The 21803-nt window shown below is 61.7% G+C and carries 18 protein-coding genes; 1 reads left to right on the top strand and 17 read right to left on the bottom strand.

Annotation, left to right across the window (positions count from 1 at the left end; genetic code table 11):
* Positions 1 to 68: 68 nt before the first annotated feature.
* The 11 genes from VO57_001760 to VO57_001810 form a co-directional block, all read right to left on the bottom strand.
* Complete coding sequence (locus VO57_001760) at positions 69 to 1028, bottom strand: cation diffusion facilitator family transporter (protein ID XBL70087.1); 960 nt, start codon at positions 1026 to 1028, stop codon at positions 69 to 71.
* Entirely contained in the window at positions 1028 to 1897 is an 870-nt protein-coding gene (locus VO57_001765) for a hypothetical protein (protein ID XBL70088.1), read from the bottom strand. Before VO57_001765 ends, VO57_001760 begins: the two co-directional genes overlap by 1 nt.
* Positions 1894 to 2523, bottom strand: coding sequence for a cation transporter (locus VO57_001770; GenBank protein ID XBL70089.1), 630 nt, complete (start codon positions 2521 to 2523; stop codon positions 1894 to 1896). Before VO57_001770 ends, VO57_001765 begins: the two co-directional genes overlap by 4 nt.
* The gene (locus tag VO57_001775; protein ID XBL70090.1) at positions 2520 to 2891 is read right to left on the bottom strand and encodes an STAS/SEC14 domain-containing protein; all 372 of its coding nucleotides are present in this window, start codon (positions 2889 to 2891) and stop codon (positions 2520 to 2522) included. The genes VO57_001770 and VO57_001775 overlap by 4 nt, the downstream gene beginning before the upstream one ends.
* Positions 2892 to 2913: 22 nt before the next feature.
* Entirely contained in the window at positions 2914 to 6177 is a 3264-nt protein-coding gene (locus VO57_001780; protein XBL71378.1) for a CusA/CzcA family heavy metal efflux RND transporter, read from the bottom strand.
* A 43-nt stretch (positions 6178 to 6220) separates the two neighbouring features.
* Positions 6221 to 7369: an efflux RND transporter periplasmic adaptor subunit gene (locus tag VO57_001785; GenBank protein ID XBL70091.1), complete on the bottom strand. Its 1149-nt coding sequence runs from the start codon at positions 7367 to 7369 to the stop codon at positions 6221 to 6223.
* A gap of 11 nt (positions 7370 to 7380) precedes the next feature.
* Positions 7381 to 8634: a TolC family protein gene (locus tag VO57_001790; GenBank protein XBL70092.1), complete on the bottom strand. Its 1254-nt coding sequence runs from the start codon at positions 8632 to 8634 to the stop codon at positions 7381 to 7383.
* A 64-nt stretch (positions 8635 to 8698) separates the two neighbouring features.
* Positions 8699 to 9070, bottom strand: a complete 372-nt coding sequence (locus VO57_001795) for a hypothetical protein (protein ID XBL70093.1) — start codon at positions 9068 to 9070, stop codon at positions 8699 to 8701.
* Positions 9071 to 9318: 248 nt separating this feature from the next.
* Positions 9319 to 10260: a DUF2493 domain-containing protein gene (locus tag VO57_001800; protein ID XBL70094.1), complete on the bottom strand. Its 942-nt coding sequence runs from the start codon at positions 10258 to 10260 to the stop codon at positions 9319 to 9321.
* Between the two features lie 220 nt (positions 10261 to 10480).
* Positions 10481 to 10921 carry a hypothetical protein gene (locus VO57_001805; GenBank protein ID XBL70095.1) on the bottom strand — a complete coding sequence of 147 codons (441 nt, stop codon included), beginning with the start codon at positions 10919 to 10921 and terminating at the stop codon, positions 10481 to 10483.
* Positions 10922 to 10932: 11 nt separating this feature from the next.
* On the bottom strand, positions 10933 to 11862 hold the full coding sequence (locus tag VO57_001810) for a zincin-like metallopeptidase domain-containing protein (GenBank protein ID XBL70096.1): 930 nt from the start codon (positions 11860 to 11862) through the stop codon (positions 10933 to 10935).
* A 377-nt stretch (positions 11863 to 12239) separates the two neighbouring features.
* Here VO57_001810 and VO57_001815 point away from each other — a divergent pair, with 377 nt between their 5' ends.
* A complete protein-coding gene (locus VO57_001815; GenBank protein XBL70097.1) occupies positions 12240 to 12668 on the top strand; it encodes a GNAT family N-acetyltransferase in 429 nt (142 codons plus the stop codon).
* Positions 12669 to 12868: 200 nt separating this feature from the next.
* Here VO57_001815 and VO57_001820 read toward each other — a convergent pair whose 3' ends face one another.
* The 6 genes from VO57_001820 to VO57_001845 all read right to left on the bottom strand — a co-directional run bounded on the left by VO57_001820 (position 12869) and on the right by VO57_001845 (position 21607).
* Positions 12869 to 14842 (bottom strand): ParB/RepB/Spo0J family partition protein, encoded by a 1974-nt coding sequence (locus VO57_001820; protein ID XBL70098.1) that lies wholly within the window; start codon positions 14840 to 14842, stop codon positions 12869 to 12871.
* Positions 14843 to 15215: 373 nt separating this feature from the next.
* A complete protein-coding gene (locus VO57_001825) occupies positions 15216 to 15581 on the bottom strand; it encodes a type II toxin-antitoxin system RelE/ParE family toxin (GenBank protein XBL70099.1) in 366 nt (121 codons plus the stop codon).
* Positions 15582 to 15851, bottom strand: a complete 270-nt coding sequence (locus VO57_001830; GenBank protein ID XBL70100.1) for a type II toxin-antitoxin system Phd/YefM family antitoxin — start codon at positions 15849 to 15851, stop codon at positions 15582 to 15584.
* Positions 15852 to 15910: 59 nt separating this feature from the next.
* Positions 15911 to 20164 (bottom strand): strawberry notch family protein, encoded by a 4254-nt coding sequence (locus VO57_001835; protein ID XBL70101.1) that lies wholly within the window; start codon positions 20162 to 20164, stop codon positions 15911 to 15913.
* A gap of 75 nt (positions 20165 to 20239) precedes the next feature.
* Complete coding sequence (locus VO57_001840) at positions 20240 to 21145, bottom strand: toprim domain-containing protein (GenBank protein ID XBL70102.1); 906 nt, start codon at positions 21143 to 21145, stop codon at positions 20240 to 20242.
* Positions 21146 to 21391: 246 nt separating this feature from the next.
* On the bottom strand, positions 21392 to 21607 hold the full coding sequence (locus VO57_001845) for a hypothetical protein (protein XBL70103.1): 216 nt from the start codon (positions 21605 to 21607) through the stop codon (positions 21392 to 21394).
* Between the last annotated feature and the right edge of the window lie 196 nt (positions 21608 to 21803).

The raw sequence follows: 21803 nt of genomic DNA on the forward strand, positions 1-21803 counted from the left end.
GCAGGGCGGTTCATGTCGTGCGCTGCCAAGCAGCTTACCCACAGCGACCGACCCGATCGCCGCGCTTGTCAATGGTCGCGGTCATGGTCGTGATGATGGTTCTTCTCGACCTGATGGTCCGGGATCATGTCGGGATCACAGTCTGCAGCGAGACAGGCTTCGAACGTTGCATGGGCGATGGCGTGCTGCGTCTCGAGCATACCGCGAGCCCGCGCCTTCACATCCTCGAAAGCCTGCAACGAAGATTCGGCAGGAACGATATGCGCCTCAAGCGCGCGATAATGCTCACTGATGCTCCAGACATGGACGTGATGGACGTCGGCCACGCCTTCTGTGTCACGCAGGTCGCTCACAATGCGATCGAACTCGCTTTCGTCCGGCACCGCACCCATCAAGAGCCGCACCGTGCGAGGCAACAAAGTGACGCCCTGCCAGATCACATAGGCAGCAATGACCACAGTGATGATCAGATCGGCAATATAAAGTTCGTATCGCAGAATGAGTACGCCAGCCACGATCACACCGACCGACGCCAGCGCATCGGACACATTGTGCAGAAAGGCGGCTTTCATGTTGAGGGAGTTCTTCGAGCTGGCGTAAACCATCACCGCCGTAACCACGTCGATCACCAGCGCTATCCCGGCGACCCAGATTACGGTCCACCCCTCAACGGGTTGAGGGTCTGCGAAACGGTTGATCGCCTCGACGAGCAGATAGAAACCGATGATAAGCAAAGTCGTCAGATTGATGAGCGCCGCCACGACTTCCGCACGAGCATAGCCGAAGGTCATAAGCTTGTCGGCTGGCCGGCGCCCGATCCGCCTCGCAAACAGAGCCAGTCCAAGCGATGCCGCGTCGCTGAAATTGTGCAGCGCATCGGCGATCAGTGCGAGCGAACCCGACAATATCCCCCCGATGATCTGGGCGACAGTCAGCAGGACGTTGAGGGCGACGGCCAATACAAGGCGGCCGTCGCTCATGCTTTCTTCGCCGTGACTGTGCCCGGCATGACCGCCCGATTGTGCCACTACCTGCCTCCTTTTTCTGTTCTCTTGGTCGTCGTAACGGACTGCGCGGGGGAATGCTGGAACGTGCTGTTCGAGACATCGAGTTCGCGCGACAGTTCTCCAAGCGCCGAGATCGCGAGGCCGAGCAGCGCGAACCCTCCGACGAATGCCAGGAGCGTAATATGATTGGCGGCGACCGATCCGGTTCCCATGCGAAGCAGCGCGCGCGCCGATGCAACTATAAGAAAGCCCGGGATAATAGCCGCTAGCCAACCTCGCCCGTTGTCGGTGAATCCGTGCAGCGCCCAAAAGGTCAAGAGAGCGATCCCGATGAAAAACAGGGAAAAGAGGACAAGTAGCGCAAGCTGGTCCATCCTGCTCACTTGGGCGGATCGGTATTCATCGATCGCCTGGCGTCCTATTTCCAGGTTCGCAAAAACAAGCGCTGCAGACACCGCCATTGCTGTCGTCGCGGATGCAGCAGCGGCAGCACCCAAGATAACGCTGTAAGGCAGGATATCGGACGCCATCGACACCGAGATGCGACGTACCAGGGTTGGCCTATCGGAGCATCGCTCAGGTCCGTCATCATCCGGTCTGAGTTTTGCGTATCGACCAAGCTCGTTGAAAATCAGAAGCAGCAGGCCGCCCGCCAGCATCAAACCAGTGAGTGTCCAGCGGGTGAGAGGAGATTGTCCCAGCGGAAGAGTTAGCAAGACGGCAAGGGCGGCAAAAGCACCCGAAACGCCGCCCGGCAGGAGCGGATGCAGGAAGCTCCAACTGCCTTTTGCCAATTTGCCGCCAATCATGACCCCGATGCCTGATAGCATCGCCAGGACAAGGACCCGCGAAAGGTCCTGCGCGGCAAACAAGGTATCGATTAGCGTCAATTCCTCTTCTCGCCGTGGACGGTTCCCGCCTCGTCGTGCACATCCATATGCGTATCGCGCAGGATCTGCACTCCGCCGTAAAGCGCTATGCAGGCGACCGCTATTCCGACCACTAGGTCGGGCCAGTTGGCACCGGTAATCAGCACAACGATGCCGGCGATGATGATCCCGCCATTGGAGATGAAGTCGTTGAAGCTGAAGGTTGTCGCCGCCCGCATATTGACGTCCTTGTTCTCCACCTTCTGCAACAGGCGCAGGCAATAGAGATTCACCAGTCCCGCGACGAACGCCATCGCCATCATCAGCATGCCGCCCGGATCGGAACCTTCCACGAACCGTCGGTAAGCATCGAAAATGACCCCAGCGGAGAAGACCAGCAGCATGATGCCGGAGAAACGCGCGGCCCCGCGTTTCCAGGTCCGCGAGCGGGTTAGCGCAAGCAGGCTGAGCGCATAAACGATTGCATCCGATGAATTATCGAGGCCGTTTGCCAACAGCGCGTTGGAATCGGCAAAATATCCGACCGCGAAGAAGCCGATCGCGATGGCGACGTTAAGCCACAGGACAACCCACAGGGTCTTGCGCTTTTCGGGCGACCCGGCATCGACCTCATGACCGCCACTCATGCTGTGTCCTCCCCGGTTCGTACCCAGCTTTCCGCATGACTACGCTGTGATGGCCGGAAGAACTTCATTTCGGCGCGGAAGAGCGAGGATGACATTTTCGTGCCCCACTCTTCCCATTTGCTGTCGCCGATTATGGCGATCCGGCCGAAGCAGTCCTTATGCCGGACGTCGAACTTGAGATCGCGCCAGAGACCTCCGAGGTCCCAGCCCGAAAAGTCAGGCGCGAGCTCGATTACCATCGGGACGGTGCCGGCCTCGCGCTCTGCGATACGTTCGAATTGGGGAACAAAGCGGTCATAGTCTTCATCCCCAAGCCTGCCTCCGGCGCGTATCCAGAGCAGTCCGTTCTCTTCCTTCAGTGCCAGCACCGTATTCTCCTTTCCCGATCGGTCATGCGATGTCCTTCAGCTCGGCCTCTTCATCGCTCGTCACATTGCGACGCGGACGGTCCCACCACTTCTCGCGCCAGCTCCGCCCGTCGTCGGAACGGTGCAGTACAAGCCGCGCGATTGCGGGTAGGACGAACAGCGTGAGCGCGGTCGCCGTGATCAGACCGCCAATGACGACCGTAGCCAAAGGACGCTGCACTTCGGCCCCTGTTCCGGTTGCGAGAGCCATGGGTACAAAGCCGAGCGAGGCCACCAGCGCGGTCATCAACACCGGCCTCAGGCGCGCGAGCGCACCATCGGCGATTGCCTCATCAAGCGGCATACCGCTTTCAAGGCGCTGCCGGATTGCAGTCATCATGACGAGACCGTTGAGCACAGCCACACCGGACAGGGCAATGAAGCCAACCGCCGCCGATACCGAGAAGGGCATGCCTCTCAACACGAGAGCAAACACACCGCCCGCCAAGGCCATCGGGATGGCGCTGAACACCGCCAGGGCCGGAACCCATCCACCAAGCGCCATGTACAGCAGGAGCAGGACAACGGCGAAGCAGATGGGCACCACGATCGCGAGCCGAGCCTGCGCTTCCTGCAGGTTCTGATACTGCCCGCCCCACTCGATGAAGGAGGCAGGGGGCAGATCGACCTGGGCCGAAACACCTTCCTGCGCTTCTTCGACGAAGGAACCGAGATCGCGTTCGCGGACGTTGGCGGAAACGATGACGAGCCGGCGACCCTGTTCGCGCCGGACTTCGGCGAGACCATCAACAACCTCAAAATCGGCCAGCGTTCGCAGCGGAACCGTGACGCCGTTTTCAAGGACGATCGGCAGGGCTCCTAGCTGGTCGAAATCGTCGCGCGTTGCGTCTGCCAAGCGGACGACGACATCGAAGCGGCGGTCGCCTTCGAACACCAGGCCCGCCGGTCGGCCGCCAAGCGCGATGGCAACGGATTGCGCCACGTCCTCGACCGTGAGACCGTACCGCGCGATGGTGGGACGATCGAAAGCGATGTCGAGCGTCGGAAAGCCCGTCACCTGCTGCACCTTCACATCGGCCGCACCCTCGACAGCGCGAAGTACGCCTGCAACGTCGCCCGCCGCTTCGGTCAGTGCGGTGAGATCGTCGCCGTACAGTTTGACCGCCACATCGCCGCGTACGCCTGCGATCAGTTCGTTGAAACGCAGTTCGATAGGCTGACTGAACTCGTACAGGTTCCCGACAAGACCGCCAAGTGCACTCTCCATCTCGCCAACGAGTTCATCCTTTGGCAAATCCGGGTCTGGCCACTCCTCACGCGGTTTCAGAATGACATAGGCATCCGATGCGTTGGGCGGCATGGGATCGCTGGCGACCTCTGCCGTACCGGTTCGCGAGAAGACCAGCTCGACCTGCGGAAACTCCTCGAGCCTGTCTTCGACCCGCCGCTGCATCGCCAACGAGCGTTCAAGCGAGGTCGAAGGAATCCGAAGCGATTGCACCGCTATGTCGCGCTCGTCGAGCTGGGGAGTGAACTCACTGCCAAGAAAGCCGAACATTATTGCCGCGACTGCAAACAGGCCAGCACCAGCACCGATAACCGGCCAAGGGCGCGCAATGGTCTTGCGAATAGCGGGACCGTAGCGACCCTTTGCCATACGGATCGGTTTCACCTCCTTCTCGGTCAGCTTCTTGTTAAGCAGGACCGCGATCATGGCGGGCACGAAGGTGAGTGACAGCACAAAGGCCGAAGCCAGCGCTAGCATGACCGTAATCGCCATTGGCGAAAACGTCTTGCCCTCGACCCCGGTGAAGGTGAGCAGCGGCGCATAGACCAGCAAAATAATTGCCTGTCCGTAGACCGTCGGCTTGATCATCTCCTGCGCGGCAAGCCGCGTCTCGGTAAGGCGTTCGCCCAGGCTGAGCAGCCGGCCTTCGCGATGCTGGCGCGCGGCAAGCCGCGCGACACTGTTCTCGACGATGATCACCGCGCCATCGACGATCAGGCCGAAGTCGAGCGCGCCGAGGCTCATCAAATTGCCCGAGACGCCCAGCCTGTTCATGCCGATGGCCGCCATCAGCATCGAGATCGGGATGACCAGGGCCGCGATGATGGCGGCCCGGATATTGCCGAGCAGGAGGAACAGCACCGCGATAACCAGCAAGGCGCCCTCGACTAGGTTTTTTTCGACCGTGGCGATCGTCGCATCGACAAGCGAAGAGCGGTTATAGACAATTTCTGCCACCACGCCGTCGGGTAGCGATGCGCGCACCTCTTCCAGTCGGTCTGCCGCCTGAGCCGATACGGTGCGGCTGTTCTCTCCGCTGCGCATCAACACAGTGCCGACGACCGCTTCCTCGCCATTCAGCGAAGCAGCCCCCGTGCGCAGATCGCCCCCGATTTCGACATTCGCTACATCGCCGATGCGGATGGGTACACCCTCGCGCGTCGCGACGACAGCCTCCTCGATATCGGCGATTCCGCCCAGTCGGGCATCGACGCGAACGAGCAGGGCTTCATCGGCCCGGTCCACGAAATTGGCGCCCGCCGCGAGATTGGCGGCCTCGAGCGCATTGATCAGGGAGTCGAAAGACAGGCCGTAGCCTGTAAGCCGTGCCGGGTCGGGCTGAACGAGGAATTGCTTCTCGAATCCACCGATGGAATCGACCCCGGCCACGCCGTCGATCGAGCGCATGAGGGGTGCCACGACCCAGTCCTGCACAGTGCGCAGATAGGCAGCCTTGGCGACCTCGCTTTCCAGCCGGTCGCCGCGCTCGGTTATGAAGCTGCCATCTCTTTGCCAGCCAGTCTGGCCGCCTGTGGTCGCTCCCTTGCCGCCGGGATGCTCGTATTCGATCGTATACATGAGCACTTCGCCAAGCCCGGTGGAAATTGGCCCCATGGTCGGCTCCGCCCCTTCAGGCAGCGAGGCGCCGATCGGCGCGAGACGTTCGTTCACCTGTTGGCGAGCGAAGTAGATGTCGGTGCCTTCCTCGAAGATGGCGGTGACCTGGCTGAAGCCGTTGCGCGAAATCGATCGGGTCATCTCCAATCCCTCGATCCCGGCAAGCCCGGTTTCGATTGGAAAGGTCACCTGCGTCTCCACCTGCGAAGGCGAAAGCGCAGCCGCGCTGGTATTGATCTGCACCTGTGTGTTGGTGATATCCGGCACCGCGTCGATCGGCAGGCGCAACAGATTGAATGCGCCATAGATTGCCGCGAAAATGGTGAGGACGATAATCGCCCAGCGGAATCGCACGGCAACATCGAGAATCATCCCGATCAGGCCATGGTGGTGGCTACCCTCGTCCGAATGGGACGACGTTTGATCAATGGCCATGTTCTGCGCCCTCCTTTTCGAGCTCGGCTTTCAGCAGGAAGGCGTTGGCAGTTGCGATCTGCTGGCCCGGCTCAAGCCCGGACAGGATCGTCACCATTCCAGCGGAACGGCTGCCAGTTTCTACCGCGCGCGCCTGGAAGCCGCGACGCGTTCGGACAAACACGACGTCGCGTCCCTCGAACGCCTGCACTGCATCTTCAGGAACCGCGATAAGGGTCTGATCCACTTCTCCCGAAGGGCGGATACGAGCCTGAAGGAACGAGCCAGGCTGAAGACCTGGAACAGCGCGCGAGATGCTGAGAACAGCTGTCGCGCTTCGGCTTTCAGGATCGAGCGAAGGCGTGACAGAGCGTACGCGCGCGCCGATCTCGCGACCATCGCCAACAATCAGTGCTGCCTCATCGCCGGGCTGGATGCGCGAGGCATCTTCCGAAGGTAGTGCGACTTCGACCTGGAGACCGTTCGGATTGACGATCTGATACAGTTCCTCGCCGGCATCGACGAAGGAGCCGAGTACGATCGGCGCAGCCGTGACGCGTCCGGATAGGGGACTAGTGACGGCGAGCGACCGACCGTCACCGCTTACCCCGGCAGCGCTGACCGCGGCCTGGGCCCGGTTAAGCTCGGAACGGGCAACATCGAGGTTGGCACGGGCAGCTTCGAGATCCTGCCGGGCAGTTACATTCGCTTCGAAAAGGCGACGTTCACGATCAAATGCCGACGACAGTTCGGTCACGCGAGCACGAGCTGCACTGAGCTGCGAGGCGAGCGCAGCAGCATCGGCGCTTTCAATCCGTGCAACGGTCTCGCCCTGGCGGACATAATCACCAAGCGTCTTGCCCACAGTGCGTACCACACCCGATGCGCGCGCATCGATACGCGCACTTGCGGTCGGACTAGCGGCTATCGTGGCCGGAAATACCAGGTCGACGGATGCACCATAACGTACAGTACCGATTACAATTTCGGCAGCCCGAATCTGTTCTTCGCCGATCAGAACGAGGCCCTCTGGCAATTCTGTGTCGGCTGCTTCTTCGACGCCACCGGTTTCGACTTCACTGTCAGGCCAGAGCATCAGCAGCAAAGCTGCAGCGAGAATGACGATTCCGGCGATGATCGCCAGTTTCTTGCGGTTCATTTGAATATTCCTCATTGTGCGGCCAGCCGGATCAATTCGGCAGCAGCCTGCCCCCGGTCCTGCTGGGCAGCGATCAAGGCTTCACGAATTGCATCGCGCGCTTCGGCAGCGCTCAACACCTCGATCAACGGAAAGCGGCCGTTGCGGTAGCCGATGCGGACAAGCCGCAGCGCCTCTTCGGCCTGGGGCAGCGATGTCCGGGAAAGCGTTTCGACGCGCGCCTCAGCAGCGAGATACTGCGCCCGCGCCCGGGTTACTGATTGTTCAAAATCCGCCAGTGCCACGGCCTCGCGTGCATTTGCGGCTCGAAGCCTCGCTTCTGCAGCCGCGATATTGCCCTGATTGCGATTGCTGAACGGAAGCGGGATCGAGACGCCTACAAGGAATGCGCTGTCGTTGCTTTCTTCGAAACGGCGCACACCGGCGGAGACGACCGGATCGGGAACGCGCAAGCTGCGCTCACGATCGATATCTGCCGCAGCAGCCCTGCTTTCAGCGCGCGCCACCCGCAACTGGAGCCCGCTCGCCGCAGCCAGTGCAGCTCCAGGTGGCCGGATGTCCGGAAAGTCCGCCGGGACTACAGGGGGCACGTCCTGAACGCCCCAGAGAGAAGCGAGAGCAGTGCGCGTCGCGAGACTGGCCGCTTGAGACGCTTGCAATTCGGCGCGCGCCTCTGCCAGGGCCGCCTCTGCACGCAAGGCGCGCAAAGGTGGCTCACGGCCTACTTCGACCAGCAGTCCTGCAATGCGGGCGAGCTCTTCGTTCCGTTCGACCACATCGCGGGCCAGTTCCACGCGCGATGCAGCGGCCGCCGCTGCGACATATCGCTCGCGGACGAGGTAGCCGAGTTCGACATCGGACAGGTCGGCGCGAAGGTTTGCAAGCTGTGCTTGCGCCCGGGCAGCTTCGACCCGGGCCCCCCGCTTGTTGCCAAGTTCAAGGCGCTGCCCCACCGCAAGCGTGTATTCGGTAGCCCGCAGTCCGGAAAAAGCGCCGCTTCCGGCGATATTCTCGACCTCGAGCGAAACTTCGGGGTTCGGTCGGAGACGCGCCTGCCTGACGAGCGAGCGAGCGGCATCCGCTTCGGCGCGCGGTCCCACCATACGCGGGTTCGCGGAGATTGCATCGACTTCGCCCGTTACACCTGAGCGGCTCAGCGCGTCTTCAAGCGTCAGAAGCTCCTGCTCCTGCGCGGCCACGGACGTGGCTGTTGCGACGAGAAACAACCCTGCAATCAGGGTGTCTCGCCAATAAATGGCTGACATTTTGGAAGAATTCCTCTGCTAACAATCGAACGGGCGCTGCACCGGGGCAGCGCAACGACGATTGTCAGTCGCGAGGAGGACGTTTCAGTCGGGTACTGACATCCGAGACGGATGCCGCAACAGGAGGCGCTGCAAGAATGACCGACGCAAGTGGAACCTGTTCTTTGTGGATTCCGCCAGCAAAGCTCGCGCCGTGATGACAATGACCATGACCGCAAACGCCGTGTTGATCGGCTGGCACTTCGGGATCGCCCTGATCGCCATCGACATCTGAGGTTGCCGATCCCTCGTCAGCTGCAATCCATGCCGCCGCATCGCCCGGAGCCACTTCCGAGCCGCAGGCAGCTGCATCCGCCGCAGTCGCAAAGATCATCGCGACCAGCATGAGCAGGACGACGAGCGGGTTGAGGACAAGGCGGCGATAACTGTAAGTCATGAATTTGGGCCGCCATTAGCAAAGACAAACCGAGCTGCCTAGTGTAATATTCTGTCAGCGTAGATCCATTATTGTGATACTATAACACAACACCAGTGCTCTTATATTGTCGAAGGAGGACCCGGCGGGGGCGTAAAGCCAGGCGAATTTGCATCGGACTGCAAGAGGCAGCTGGCCTACCGCACGAAACAAGAACCAATTAGCGCGCCAGCGACATAATCGTCGCCGGCGCGTAGCAAGTTCGACGTTCAATCATATCGTTTTGGGATGCTTGCACCCAAGCTGCGCCGGTCAACGACGGTGATACGCCGGGCCTTGGCGTCAATCACTAGACGCTCAAGAACGCCATTGCCGGGAAGCGCGACCACATAGCGCGGATTCATCTGAAGCATCTGCTCATTGCGCTTGAACCCGGCTCGTGCCCCCAGCCGTCTGTCGAGTGAAAATACCAATTGCTGTATATCGTGCCGTTCGGCCCAGCTGGCCGCAAGCCGATCAACGCCTTTGGTGTCGCCGCCGTGCACCAGAAACATGTCGGGCACATGATCACGTACCTTGTCGAGCGTTGACCAGACCTTGGAGGCGAAAGCCTTGGCGTCTTCCGCGGTGGCAAACGAAGACCGGCCACCGGAAAAGACGATTGGCGTGCCTTGCGGTGTATTGGCATCCCGGCGGCGCTCTGCACGAGCCCGCAGGAAGTCACGTGCATTGACGACAGCGGACGTCATATGGGCAGCGTGGTTCGAACGCGAACCGGTCGTGGGACGCCAGGACGATCCGATCTCTTCAAGATAGAGCGTAGCGGCGGTTTCGCGCATTTTCTCGAATGCGACCATGCTGGCTTCGGCGGCCTGGGCACGTTCGACCTGCTCTTCCAGATTGCTCGTGTGTACTTCCGAGCCGTCGGCAGAAGCTAGCAATGCTCGAATTTCGTCGCTGGCGCGGTCGAGCCGCGAAGACTTCCGACTTGCTGCACGGTGGAAGAGATTGACGAAACCCCAGGCGATATCCTCGGCATCCGCCTCCAGGGCCGTGTCGGAAAAGATCGCGAAGAGGTCGGACCATACGGCGCCAAGCGTCTGCTCGATCGCGTCCTCGCACGGAAAGTCGGTCTGGTTGAAGGGGGCCGGCCTGATGCTGAGGCCTGAAAGGTCAAGGCCGCTCAATTGATCAATGAAGCTGTCGTACATGGGGTGTCTCCTGATCGCGCGGACATGGAGAGGAGGCACCATTGCCTCGGCCCTGTCCGCCGGAGCCCGATCAGGGCCGGGACAAGGGGCATGACGCACCGCGTAGCGGGAAACCTGCGGCCCTAAGGCTGGCGCGGGCAACACGGGCCGACGGGCCGCAGGTTGCGGCGCGCCCCGACCGGCCCAAGGGCCTCTCCCGGCGGACAGGGATGAGGCAGGATCAGGACCCGACGTCGCTATCAGGGCAGGAGCGCTCGAAGATCGCTTCGCCATTCGAGAACCGACCTACCAGGCGCAGCTCGCCGAACAGGTCGATGAACCTTCCTGACACCTGGGCGAGCCAATGCCGTGCCCTCGGCACGCGCGGGTTGTAGAGATCGGCTTCCCAGTAGCGAGCGTCATCGCGCTCGGCGAGCCAGATCGCGGCGAGCCCGCAATATGTCGATATGCCGCAATCGGCGAAGGCGTTCCGCAGGAGGATGCAATCCTCGCGGCCGCGCCATCCTTCGAAGCGTTCAAAGGAAGGAAAGGTCGCCTTCGCAGTATCGATGATCTCGTCGACGAGGCACTCGTAGGCCCAGTCGACATCTGCGTCTTCGCCGTCGTCGAGCAGACGAAAGGCAACCACGGATCCGGCCGGATAACTGACAGAACGTCCCATCTCACTGCTCCTCAGGCTGCATCAGCGAGATCAATGTCGGGCTCGCTTTCGTTGGATTGGTGACCCCCAAGGTCAAGCAACAGGCTGGCCGCTTCCTCGGCCTTGGCCGCAGCGGTCAGGATCGCGCGCTCATCCGATTTGAGGATCTTGAGCCAGGACGCGATGTAGCTGGCGTGATGGTCGAGGTGGGTGACCGGCAGACCCAGTTCTGCCCCAAGGATGGCCGAGGACAGTTCGGCGATCAGTTCTTCGGCAGCATAGGCGTCGCTGCCGAAGCGGTTCTTGAGATCGCGGTCGAGCCGCGAGGAATGCCCCGTCCAGTGCGACAGCTCGTGTGCAAGCGTCGCGTAGTAGTAATCATAGGCTTCGAAGAGTTCGGCTGGCGGCATCGTGACGCGGTCGCGCAGCGGTTCGTAGTAGGCCTGGGCACCATGATGGCGCAGGTCTGCGCCGACTTGACCGAAGAAGGCATCGAGCCGGTCTTCGCGTCCTTCAGGCTCGAGCGCGGCAACCAGCGGCTTGGGATGATAGAATGCGGGGAGGCCGTCGCACTGGTCCGCGTTGAACACGGCATAGGCCTTGAGCACGCGCCGGTTCTCGGTGTCCGTGTCGCCTTCGGCGTTCTCGACCTCCTTGGTATAGCTCTTGTAGAAGATCGCGATGGTCGATTTCTCGCCCTTGCGGACCTGTCCGCCTAGCTTCTGGCACTGGCGGTACGTCATCCAGTACGGCGAAGCGAAACCGCAGCCATCGGCCACCATCCAGAGCCAAAAGGTGTTCATTCCGCGATAAGGCGTCCCGCAGGAGCGCAAGGGCCGCGAGACGGGCACACCGCGCCACGGCTTGACCCAGGGCTTTGTGCCTTGCTCGAGCTTTTCGATGATCGCGGCGGAGATGCGCTGGGCAGGCGATGTCGAAACGGTGCGGCGGGACTTGGTCATGGGAGATCTCCTGATCGCCGGAACGGAGTTGTCCCGGCTCAGGAAGAGCAAAGCTCCCTCCTCTCTCCTTCAATGATGACCGCAATGCGCCCTCAATTCGGGACGTTCAGGCTTCCTGCGGATGCCTGAAAGCGGCCCGGCAGCTTTGCTCCGGTAATGATTACCGCGAATGTCCGATTAGGACTCGTTTGCAGTCGGGCCGCTTTTGCAGTCGGGCCGCTTTTATCGTGTGTGTGCGATTAGCGGACAATCAGCTTTGAGGCGCTCCGACAACACGCGGAAAGGTCTGAAACGGGGGGAACGGAATGTCTAATTTGTTGTTTATTTTGGTCAAAGCAGACATAAAAACACCTACCAGTCAGTTTTGAGGACCTACAGTGAACATCGAGATCGAGCGGAACCCTTCGAAAGCTGAGGCGGACCTGCTCAGTCGCGGGATTAAGTCATTCAACGAAGAAACCGTTCGCGATCTCGAGCCGGCCGAGGAAGAGAAGCGGTTTCACGTGATGGCTCGAGATGACGAGGGATCATTACAAGGTGGCATCCGCGCAACATGCTATTGGAATACCCTTCACATCGAACTTCTTTGGATTTCCGAGACTGCGCGCGGCAGTGGAATCGGGCGTAAGCTGATACAGAAAGCCGAGGCTTTTGCGCGCGACAATGGTTGCGAAAATGCTTTAGTTGAAACGACCAGCTGGCAGGCAAGGCCATTCTACGAAAAGAACGGCTACAACCACATGGCGACCCTTTCCAACCGACCCAAGGGACACTCTTCGCACTATCTCAAGAAGGTGCTGATTTGATTTTCGGGCGTCCGCTTTCGAGGTAGTTTCCGCTCAAGTTAAACAACCGCGCTTAGGGTCGTTAGCCGAACGGCAGCTTTCAGCATTCAGCCACCTAAAAGCGGACCGTCTTCAACCGGCCGAAAATTTGACATGGAAAAGGCGGCCCGTCCCGATTGGGACGGACCGCCCGCCGAGTGACCTAGACCTGTCAGGAGGGGTCAGGCAGCCTGCTCGGCAATTTCGTCAGTCGCGTCGTCGCTGACCGGCTCGTCACCTTCAGCGGCAACCGGTGCGACCTGCTCGGAACCGGCGAAACGCATCATCGGCGGAACCCAAGCCTGTGCCCGTTCCTTGACCTCGGCCTCACCGATGAAGTTGCCGGAGAATATGCGCTCGGCAGCGCTCGCCAGTTCGGCCTTCTTCGATGCGGCATAGCGACTGACGAGTTCGGGACCACCGGCGGCATCGAGCGCCTCGAGCGTGCGAGCCTTGGCCACACGATCGAAGTAGTTCGCCGCCGTGGGACGCCACCAGTGTGCGGTCTCGATTTCGAGCAGTGAGCCCAGCTCCTCGTGCAGTGGCACCGAGCGCTCCCCTTGGCAGGCAAGGCTGGCAACCAGAGTGCGCGAGACGACATGGCCAAGCCAGTCCGAGCGTGCCTCGTCGGAAAGCGCCCGGAACCTGGCAAACCGCTCGACATCGCTTTCACCAGCACGCCAGCTTTCATCGAGCGACCCGGCGAACTCGGCCAAGGCAGCGCTCGCCGGTGCATCCTTGGCCTCGAACCCGGTGACAGGCCCAGCCGCAACCGATCCGACCAGCGTCGACGCATTCTTGGCGCGCCAGTCGTGTCCATCTGCATCTGCGAGCGTGAAGACCATGAAGTCGAGCGCCAGTGCCGGATCGTTGGCGAGGTGGATCGCCAGGATATCGCGGCGCTGCATGGCCAGTTCGTCGAGTAGGCGTTGCGACAGCGAACTTCCTTTGGGCTTTGCCGCGCCACTTTCCTCGATGGCCTCGACAACGCCTTCGTCAGCGATGACTTCGGTTTCGGTGTAGTACTGTGGGACCAAGGTCGGCTCGCCATTGCGCGAGAGGACGAGGAAGGCGCCGGCCTCCGGTTTCAGTTCGTCGGCGAGTACCGGCGGCCGGTCATTGATCGCGCGCATGGCGCGGTCGATGACGACGAGTTCCTGTTCTGCCTTGGCGACCTGGTCCTCATCGCTTTCCTCGTCTTCGAGCACGGCGGCGACGCGGTCGCAGTCGGCCTCGAGCTCGCCGAGCTCCTGCACTTCCCGGTCGGTCATTGGCGCAGGCTCGCAGGGCAAGCGATTGAGGCCGTCGACAAGGTCATGACTGACATAGGTGCCAAGCGTCGGCCGAACCCAGGCAAGGCCATATTCGATCGCGACCTTTTCTGCGGCTTCTTCCATGGCCTTGTGTGCGAGGTCCTCGAGCAGCGCGACATCGATCCAGCTTTCGCTGGCATCGTCGTCGAACAGTTCGCGTTCGATCCGGCCACCCGCAGTGAGGTAGGCATCGCGTCCGACGAGAACCGCTCGCGGATCGGAGCCACGAACAGTTGCGTCGAGCACCATGCGGCGGATCGTGTCAGGCGTGATCTGGTACCAGGCGTCCTGCAGCTCGGCATAGACATGCGCTTGGCGCTCCACGTCGGAGATCGCGCCGTAGGCTTTGGCCATGTCGAGCGTAATCGTGCCTTCGGCGAGCGCTTCGAAGACGCAGGGTGCGAGACTTGCTAAGCGCAGACGCCCTTCGACGAATCGGACGGTGAGGCCGAAGCGGCGCGCCACGTCTTCGGTGGTAGCGCCTGCCTCGATGATCGCCGCGAAAGCCTGCGCTTCGTCGGCCGGGTTCATCGCGAGACGCTGGAAGTTCTCGGCAAGGCTGGCCTCGCGAACTTCGCTTTCCTCGCCTTCGATGACGAGGCAGGTGACCTCATGGCTTTCGGACAAGGGGCCCTCTTCGGCCAGTGCCTGCAGCGCGGCGAGACGCCGGCCGCCGGCCTCGACCTCGAACTTGCCGCGCTTTCCTTTGCGCACGACGAGGTTCTGCAGCAGACCGCGCGCACCAATGTCTGCCCGCAGCTGGAGGTCAGCCAGCACATCGCTCGACTTGCGAACGTTGCGCGGGCTCGGGACGAGCTTCTTCAAGGGAATCGACTGGATCATGGGTGTTCTCCTGATGGAATGAAGGCGCAGGTGAGGATCACGAGGCCCACAAGCCCAAAGGGCTCCCTCCACTCTCTTCAATGGCTGTGGCGACCATCTATACGACCGGGATGGGGCGATCAGGGATCGGCTGAGATCCGTCCATGAGAGCAGTTGTTCTCGATGCGCGAACTCATCCGCAGGCCAGTCAGCACCGGGCACAGGCAGATTAGTCGCCCGGACTTAAGGAAGGACGTGATCAGGCTCTGACGCTACGCGACACGGGAACTTGTCGATTCATTCAGTCACACGGAGGGGAGGAGAGGAAGGGAAACTAGGGCGCAATCGGAGGCAGCGCTCAGATTCATTCGGACCCTGACCTCTTTGGCGGAGCCTATGCCTGTCCGCTGCTGAGCAAGCGCTCTTCGAGAAGCGTCCGAAAATCCCGACGCGCATCAGCAATTACGAACACGGTCACCTGACCGGGTGCTGGCTCAGGCTGATACCCGTAGATGATGCGGAACGGAAAGCGCGACAATTGCCGAAAGTCGGTGATCCCGAGAGCCTCAAGTTCCGGTGGAACCGGTCCTTTCTCAGGATTGTTCACAAGGGAGCCGATAGACGCGACAAGGTCATCGAGCAGTGCGTCCGCACCATCGTCGCCATCCGGCCCGCGCTGCGTCAGGCGGCGCTGCCAGATACCCACCAGATCGCGCTCCGCACCGGAGGTGATCTCGATCGCTACAGCGGCCGCCATCATTCAGTTTGACTTACCTCGTACGCGATCCGCGAGGCCTGCCACCGGGCGGGTCCGACCGGCGGCAACATCGGCCTGTCCGAGCGCCAGAAGTTTAAGCAGAGCGAGCGTTTCTTGTGCGCGCTCGTAGCTGGCGACATCCTGCAGAACTGCCTTGGCTTCGCCATTCTGCGTGATGACCATTGGCCCGGCGCCATCTCCAATCTCCCGGATAATTTCGGCGCTGTGGGCCTTCAGATAGCTGATCGGTTTGATGCGCTGGTCCAGCTTCATAGAACACCTTAGGACTGAATTTGGTCTCTATATAGACCAGTTTAGGGCAAATGAGAAGTTCAAGGCTCGATTGCGATGCTTTGGAGGATCTCGCTTGCTCTCGACACCGGTGCAAATAGCCGCGTGCGGTAACGGATGATCTCGGTGAAGCAGCCCTTGCCCTTGTACCAGTCGAGGCGTTCCGGCGAGAATCCGGTCAGTTCAAGGCGCTGCTCGCCTCCCACCAGCGAGCGCTTTACGGTCAAGGCATCGTGGCTTGCGAGGCCCAGCGGTTTGCCGCTGACGAGGACGAGGTCGCCGATTTGCTCTGCCGATGGTCCGGTAACTCCGGAAAGGCCAAAGGTATCGGCGATCGAAGCGAGATCGATATCGAGCACTTCGCGGCCGATGATCGACTGGCCGTCCTCGGCAACGAGCCGGGTGACGCGGACATGATCGCCGGGCAACCGTTTCCAGACTGGCAGCAGCAGCCCTGTGGCGAGATGGACGCGCTCGGTTACAGGCGAGGTGACAGCCTCCTCCTCCTCAGCCCGCCAGGCGCTGGTGAACGCGGTGACGCCGATTTCTTCCCAGGGGCTCTCACCGAGTGCCTCAAGGGTCCAGTTGGCTGACTTGAGCGGTCGGAGCAGGCGCCGACGTTCAATCACGGCCCCGTCGTCGGCGATGAGGAGCCGGGCTGGAACAGACAGTGCGACCTTGCCCGAGCGCGCATTGCGCATCGGGATTGCATGCGGGCCCCCGATCTCATGCATCCGCATCAGGCGCTGCAAGCGCAGAGGGCGCAGGTGTCTGGTCACTTCGAGCGAGACGAGGCGGGTTTCCGCTCCAGTCACAGAGTCTGTGCGCAGGAGTTCATCGGCGAGGACCGTAAAACGATCGACCCTCACGGTTTCCAGTCCCTGGTCGAGCGTTCCAGCCTCGCGCGCGGCTTCGATCCGCGCTTCGACGAGGCCGAGATATTCATCGAATATGGCGTTCTGGAGCGCAATCGGCAGCGCGAGGATGCGATTGAGCCAGCGCTGGATCGTGGGGAGACTGTCGGTCAGCCCGCCATCGGGGTTTTCAAGCCGGAGGCCGGTGCGCTCGACGAAGTTGCCAAAGGTGGTGGCTTCGAGCTTACCGTCATAGAGCAGCTGGAACCAGCGGCTGAGCGCGTCGCGCGCATAGTGGCTTTCAAGATTGTCGGCCGGGTCAAACAGGTTCTGTCCGCCGGTCTGGCGCTGGCCGCGCGTGAGCGCGCCCAATGCGTCGAGCCTTCGCGCAATGGTCGATATGAAGCGGCGCTCGCCCTTCACGTTGGTGGTGACCGGGCGGAACAGCGGGGCGGAGGCCTGGTTGGTACGGTTGGTGCGGCCGAGCCCCTGGATCGCGTTGTCGGCGCGCCAGCCCGGCTCGAGCAGGAAGTGAACCCGGCGCTGCTGGTTCCGGCAGCCAAGGTCGGCATGGTAGGAACGCCCCGTGCCGCCCGCGTCCGAGAACACCAGGATGCGCTTGGTTCCTTCCATGAAGCTTTGGGCTTCGGCAACATTGGCGCTGGGGCTACGCCGTTCGAGGCGCTGCTCACCATCGCGGCCCTGAACCAGCCTCCGGGTCCGGCCCGTGACCTCGGCGACGGCGTCGGTTCCAAAGTGCTCGATAATCGCATCGAGCGCAGTGGCGATGGGCGGCAGTGCGCAAAGCTGTTCGATCAGCGCTGCGCGCGCAGCAATGGCGCGCGGGCAGAAAACGGGATTGCCCTTCTCGTCGCTCATCGCTTCCGAGCGGAGGTTGCCGTCCTCGTCGGCGAAGACCTGCATCAGTCGCACCGGGAAGCTCTTGGCGAGATAGTCGATGACGTATTCACGCGGGGACAGGTCGATATCGAGCGCTTCGCGTTCTTCCAGGGTGAGATCGGCAAGACGTCGATCGAGCATGGCCTCGGCGGTCGAGACCAGCTGCACGACAACCGAATGGTCTTCGCCAAGCGCTGCTTCCATCGCAGGGATCAGGCTCGGCAGTTTCATCGAGAGCAGGAGCTGGGCAAAGAAGCGCTGCTTGGTGCCTTCGAAGATCGACAGCGTTGCCGCCTTGGCGTTGCGATTGAGCGTATCGCCGCTGTCCTCGTCGACCACGCGGGTTGCTTCGAGCGCAGCTTCGAGGTTGCGGTGAATGATTGCCCAAGCATCGGCATAGGCATCATAGATCCGCACCTGTGCTTCGGTCAGGCTGTGTTCGAGGATTTCGTGCTCGACCCCGGCGAAGGACAACGCACGGGCGAGATAGAGGCCCTGGGCCTTGAGGTCGCGGGCGACAAGCTCCATCGCCGCGACGCCGCCGGCGCGAATTTCGGTCATGAACGCTTCGTGGGTCGGAAAGGCGGTCTCGGGTCCCCAAAGGCCGAGCCGGGAGGTGTAACCGAGATTGGCGATATCCGAGGCACCTGTGGCAGACGCGTAGAGCACGCGGGCGCGCGGGAGATGGTTCTGCAGCCTGAGGCCCGCCATCCCCTGTTCGGAGCCCTTGACCTTGCCGCGGGCCGACGAGCCGCCGAGAGCATTGGCCATGGCGTGGGCTTCGTCGAAAGCGATCACGCCGTCGAAATCCTCGCCCGCCCAGGCAAGGATCTGGTCGAGCCGCGTATCCTCGGCGCGGCCCGAGCGCAGCGTCGGATAGGTGACGAAGAGAATGCCTTCGGACATCGTTACGGGCTGGCCGAGTTTCCAGCGCGAGAGCGGCTGGAGATCGAGCGGCAGCCCGCCAAGCGCTTCCCAGTCGCGGCGTGCATCTTCGAGCAGCGCCTCGTTCTTGGTGATCCAGACATGTCGGCGCTCGATTGCGAGCCAGCGATCCATGATGACCGCGGCGATCTGCCGTCCTTTGCCCGCTCCGGTTCCGTCGCCGAGGAAGAAGCCTTGGCGGTAGGAGTGTCCGTCCTCGGAGAGTTCCAGCGAGGTGCCTTCCTGGCTCACCTTGAACTGACCCGGAAGATCGCGCGCAAATGCCTGGGCAGCGTAGACCAGTGTCTCGCATTGCGCTTCGGACAGCAGGCCATCGGCCTGCCAAAATGCGGGAAGGCGCGGGCAAACATCGGGCTGCGGTGCCGCGACCGAACCCATGGCGACCGATTCCACGAGCGGGGTGGGATGAACCGGCGCGCCTTCGAACGTGATGCGACTGGGCCGGTAAGGTAGGTAGATGCCGGTCTGTTCAGGTACCGGCGCGGGGTCGGCCAAGACCGAATAGGCAAGATTGGTCGCATTCGCTTTAGCTGCTGGTGTCGCGGCGAACGGCGCCACCGGCCGGACCGGCGCGCGATGGGTCGACGTCTTGCCCACGAGGCGCACTGGCTTGCCGACTGGCAGGCGATGAGTCCTGGCGGATGTCTGCGCACGGGGCGGAAGCGCAGTGACAAGCTCGTGGAGCGCGATCAGGTCGGCAGTATCTCCGTTGATTGCGGGGGAAGACGCAACCGGCGTCTTGCCGAACACGACCAGGCGAACGGCTATCCCCGTCCCTGCGCGGCGAAACATCTGCTGCAGCCGGACATCGAGGAACAGCGACGCTTCATCCTGTACCTTGGCGAAGGTGGAAGCGTCGAAGCCTTCAGGCATGATGGCGACAATCCTCGCCCCATTGGCAACGGCCCGGATCGCGCTGCGCAGGTGGCGCTGCGCCGTCTCGCCGTCCTTGCCGCGTTCCTGGCTGCGGGCGAACGGCGGGTTCATCAGCACGACCGACGGAACATGGCCGCGAAGAAGGTCGGCAATCAATTCCCCGTCATGCGCAGTGGTTGTGGCCAAAGGGAAGATGTGCGCCAGGCCGTCTCGTCTTGCCAGGTCGATCTCGTTGAGGAGCAGCGAAGCGTTCTGAACGCTGCCCCAAAGGGCAAGGGCGCCATTGCCTGCGGACGGTTCGAGCAGCGTGTCTTGCGAAGAAACAGCTGCGGCCTTCGCCATCAGCCAGGCCAGCATCGGCGGGGTCGAGAACTGCTGGAGCTCGACCTGTGCTTCGCTGCGCACATGCCGCGGCGGCAAGGCTGATTCGAGCCAGTCGAACCGCGCTTCGGCTTCGTGCACGCTTGTTGCCTGATCGATGCGTGAAGCTTCACGTAGCCAGAGTAGTGCGCCGATCTCGACTGCGTTGTTGTAGTCATCGGTGGTCCAGGCGCTTCCCCAGTCCAGGGCGCCGGTTTCCGCGGCGAAAAGCCCGGAAATGTCGGCACGGGTAAGATGACGCCCCGAGGCAAGAAGCTCGGCAATCCTGACGCCGACGGCGTAAGCCAATGGCACTGACGAAAACTGCTCGCCGGCGGGAAACAGGTCTGATTGAAACATGGCAATTCGTCCTCCTGATGAGGGCATCGGGACACGCCCTCTGCCGGATCAGGAATTCGAGAAGCCCACTCTCCTCTACGGCGCCGCCTTGCGGCGCAGCCATGCTGCCAGTTCATCGTTCCAGTCGGTGTCGCGAGAGGATGGTTTGCGGACTTGGATCGTCCGTCCATCGCGGGCATAGGCGGCCAGTCCACGCGACGCGGCCAGCTCGCCGCCCGCATCATGATCGACGAAAAGGTGAAGCTCGGTCACGCTCTCGGGCACGCTGACGAGACCGAAGCGCTCATTGCCCAGGGTCGCCCAGACGGGAATACCGGTGAGCGCATAGGCCGACATCGCGCTTTCGATGCCCTCGGCGAGGCCGAGTTTGCCGGAGGCCGGAGCAAAAAGACGGACAGCAGCTTCACCGAGCGCGCCGAGCGCGCGCTTCGGCTTGTCGAAATCGGCCTTGGCATTGCCCGAAAGGAATGTGCGATGGACGGCGATCGGCCCCTCGTCGAGGCTAACTGCCGCAATCATGGCGGGCAAAAAGCGAGTGCTTCCCTTTGGACCAAGCGGCGTTCGTGGATGGAAGCGGAGCGCCGGAGATGCGGCGAGGATGCCGCGGCTCTCAAGATATGCCTTTGCCGGGCTGGCACGCAGTGGTTGAGCATCGCGCCAGATCCTCAGCGCTGCCGCCGAGGGCTTGCGCGTTCTGGTCGGCTCGGGACCGCCGGTAGTCGCAGAACTTGAAAAGAGCGAGGTTGCGTCGACACCTTCACTCGCCAGAGCAGCCAGCACGCTCTGCTGATCACATCCCGCAAAACAATGGAAAAGGATCGCTTTTTGGCCGAGCGACACACCGAGTGACGGCGTACGGTCGTCATGCGCAGGGCAGCAGGCCATGCCCTTTGTGCCGGACCATTTGCCGCCCCGGTTTTCACAGATGCGGCGGGCGGCTTCTTCCAAAGAGCTTATCTTGGCGGAATATAGGTGGGACATGGCACATCGCGATCCTTTCGGCTCGCTCACAAAGGCCCTCCTCCCCTCCAGCCTTCCTGTATTGTGAGAGCAGGTTGGAAAGGAGTCACTTCTGCGTTTCGACCCCGTCGGTTTGAGCGTCGCATCGCCATTGCCGCTCAGCCGCGAGGTATACCTATCTGCCGCGGCGGCTTCTCACTTGCGCCATTGATTCTTATTGCTGCCCCATGTCTGGGTCAGTTCAGATCATGTGATAACTTGGGCCCCCTATCGAGAATTTCGATCCGATCTTTCCTTCTGTAAAGCGCGTCGCGCCTTCGGAAGGTAGTCACGCCAAGTCCGCAGATGAGTGATATGGCTGATTTTTTTGGGCTTGCTCATTCCCGCCATCGCAGCAATCGCCATTCTGCCATGACCAACCTTACCTGCCTCACGAGCGAATAATGTCTTCGCGCGTTCGATTTCCTCGTCTGAATAATGCATTCGATGCTCCATCGGGTTGAACCTGCAAGAGCGTTCGAACGAAATTCGGCGAACCCTCTGCAGGGTCCGCCGGTTAACCTCCAACTGGAGGACGGGACCTCGGAATTCTTCCGAGGCTGTCGGCTTGTGCCGACATGCGTGACGTTTGCGATATAGTCGCCGAGACAATTCGTGCAACTGCACAGCGACTTTTGAA

It is taken from the genome of Citromicrobium bathyomarinum, assembly GCA_001306305.2.
GTDB lineage: Bacteria > Pseudomonadota > Alphaproteobacteria > Sphingomonadales > Sphingomonadaceae > Alteriqipengyuania > Alteriqipengyuania bathyomarina.

What these genes read in the sequence shown, in the direction of transcription:
- VO57_001770 (XBL70089.1), bottom strand. Translation starts at nt 2,523, where the DNA reads ATGAGTGGCGGTCATGAGGTCGATGCCGGGTCGCCCGAAAAGCGCAAG.
- VO57_001820 (XBL70098.1), bottom strand. Translation starts at nt 14,842, where the DNA reads ATGATCCAGTCGATTCCCTTGAAGAAGCTCGTCCCGAGCCCGCGCAAC.
- VO57_001845 (XBL70103.1), bottom strand. Translation starts at nt 21,607, where the DNA reads ATGCATTATTCAGACGAGGAAATCGAACGCGCGAAGACATTATTCGCT.
- VO57_001785 (XBL70091.1), bottom strand. Translation starts at nt 7,369, where the DNA reads ATGAACCGCAAGAAACTGGCGATCATCGCCGGAATCGTCATTCTCGCT.
- VO57_001810 (XBL70096.1), bottom strand. Translation starts at nt 11,862, where the DNA reads ATGACCAAGTCCCGCCGCACCGTTTCGACATCGCCTGCCCAGCGCATC.
- VO57_001805 (XBL70095.1), bottom strand. Translation starts at nt 10,921, where the DNA reads ATGGGACGTTCTGTCAGTTATCCGGCCGGATCCGTGGTTGCCTTTCGT.
- VO57_001840 (XBL70102.1), bottom strand. Translation starts at nt 21,145, where the DNA reads ATGTCCCACCTATATTCCGCCAAGATAAGCTCTTTGGAAGAAGCCGCC.
- VO57_001830 (XBL70100.1), bottom strand. Translation starts at nt 15,851, where the DNA reads ATGAAGCTGGACCAGCGCATCAAACCGATCAGCTATCTGAAGGCCCAC.
- VO57_001800 (XBL70094.1), bottom strand. Translation starts at nt 10,260, where the DNA reads ATGTACGACAGCTTCATTGATCAATTGAGCGGCCTTGACCTTTCAGGC.
- VO57_001795 (XBL70093.1), bottom strand. Translation starts at nt 9,070, where the DNA reads ATGACTTACAGTTATCGCCGCCTTGTCCTCAACCCGCTCGTCGTCCTG.
- VO57_001825 (XBL70099.1), bottom strand. Translation starts at nt 15,581, where the DNA reads ATGATGGCGGCCGCTGTAGCGATCGAGATCACCTCCGGTGCGGAGCGC.
- VO57_001790 (XBL70092.1), bottom strand. Translation starts at nt 8,634, where the DNA reads ATGTCAGCCATTTATTGGCGAGACACCCTGATTGCAGGGTTGTTTCTC.
- VO57_001835 (XBL70101.1), bottom strand. Translation starts at nt 20,164, where the DNA reads ATGTTTCAATCAGACCTGTTTCCCGCCGGCGAGCAGTTTTCGTCAGTG.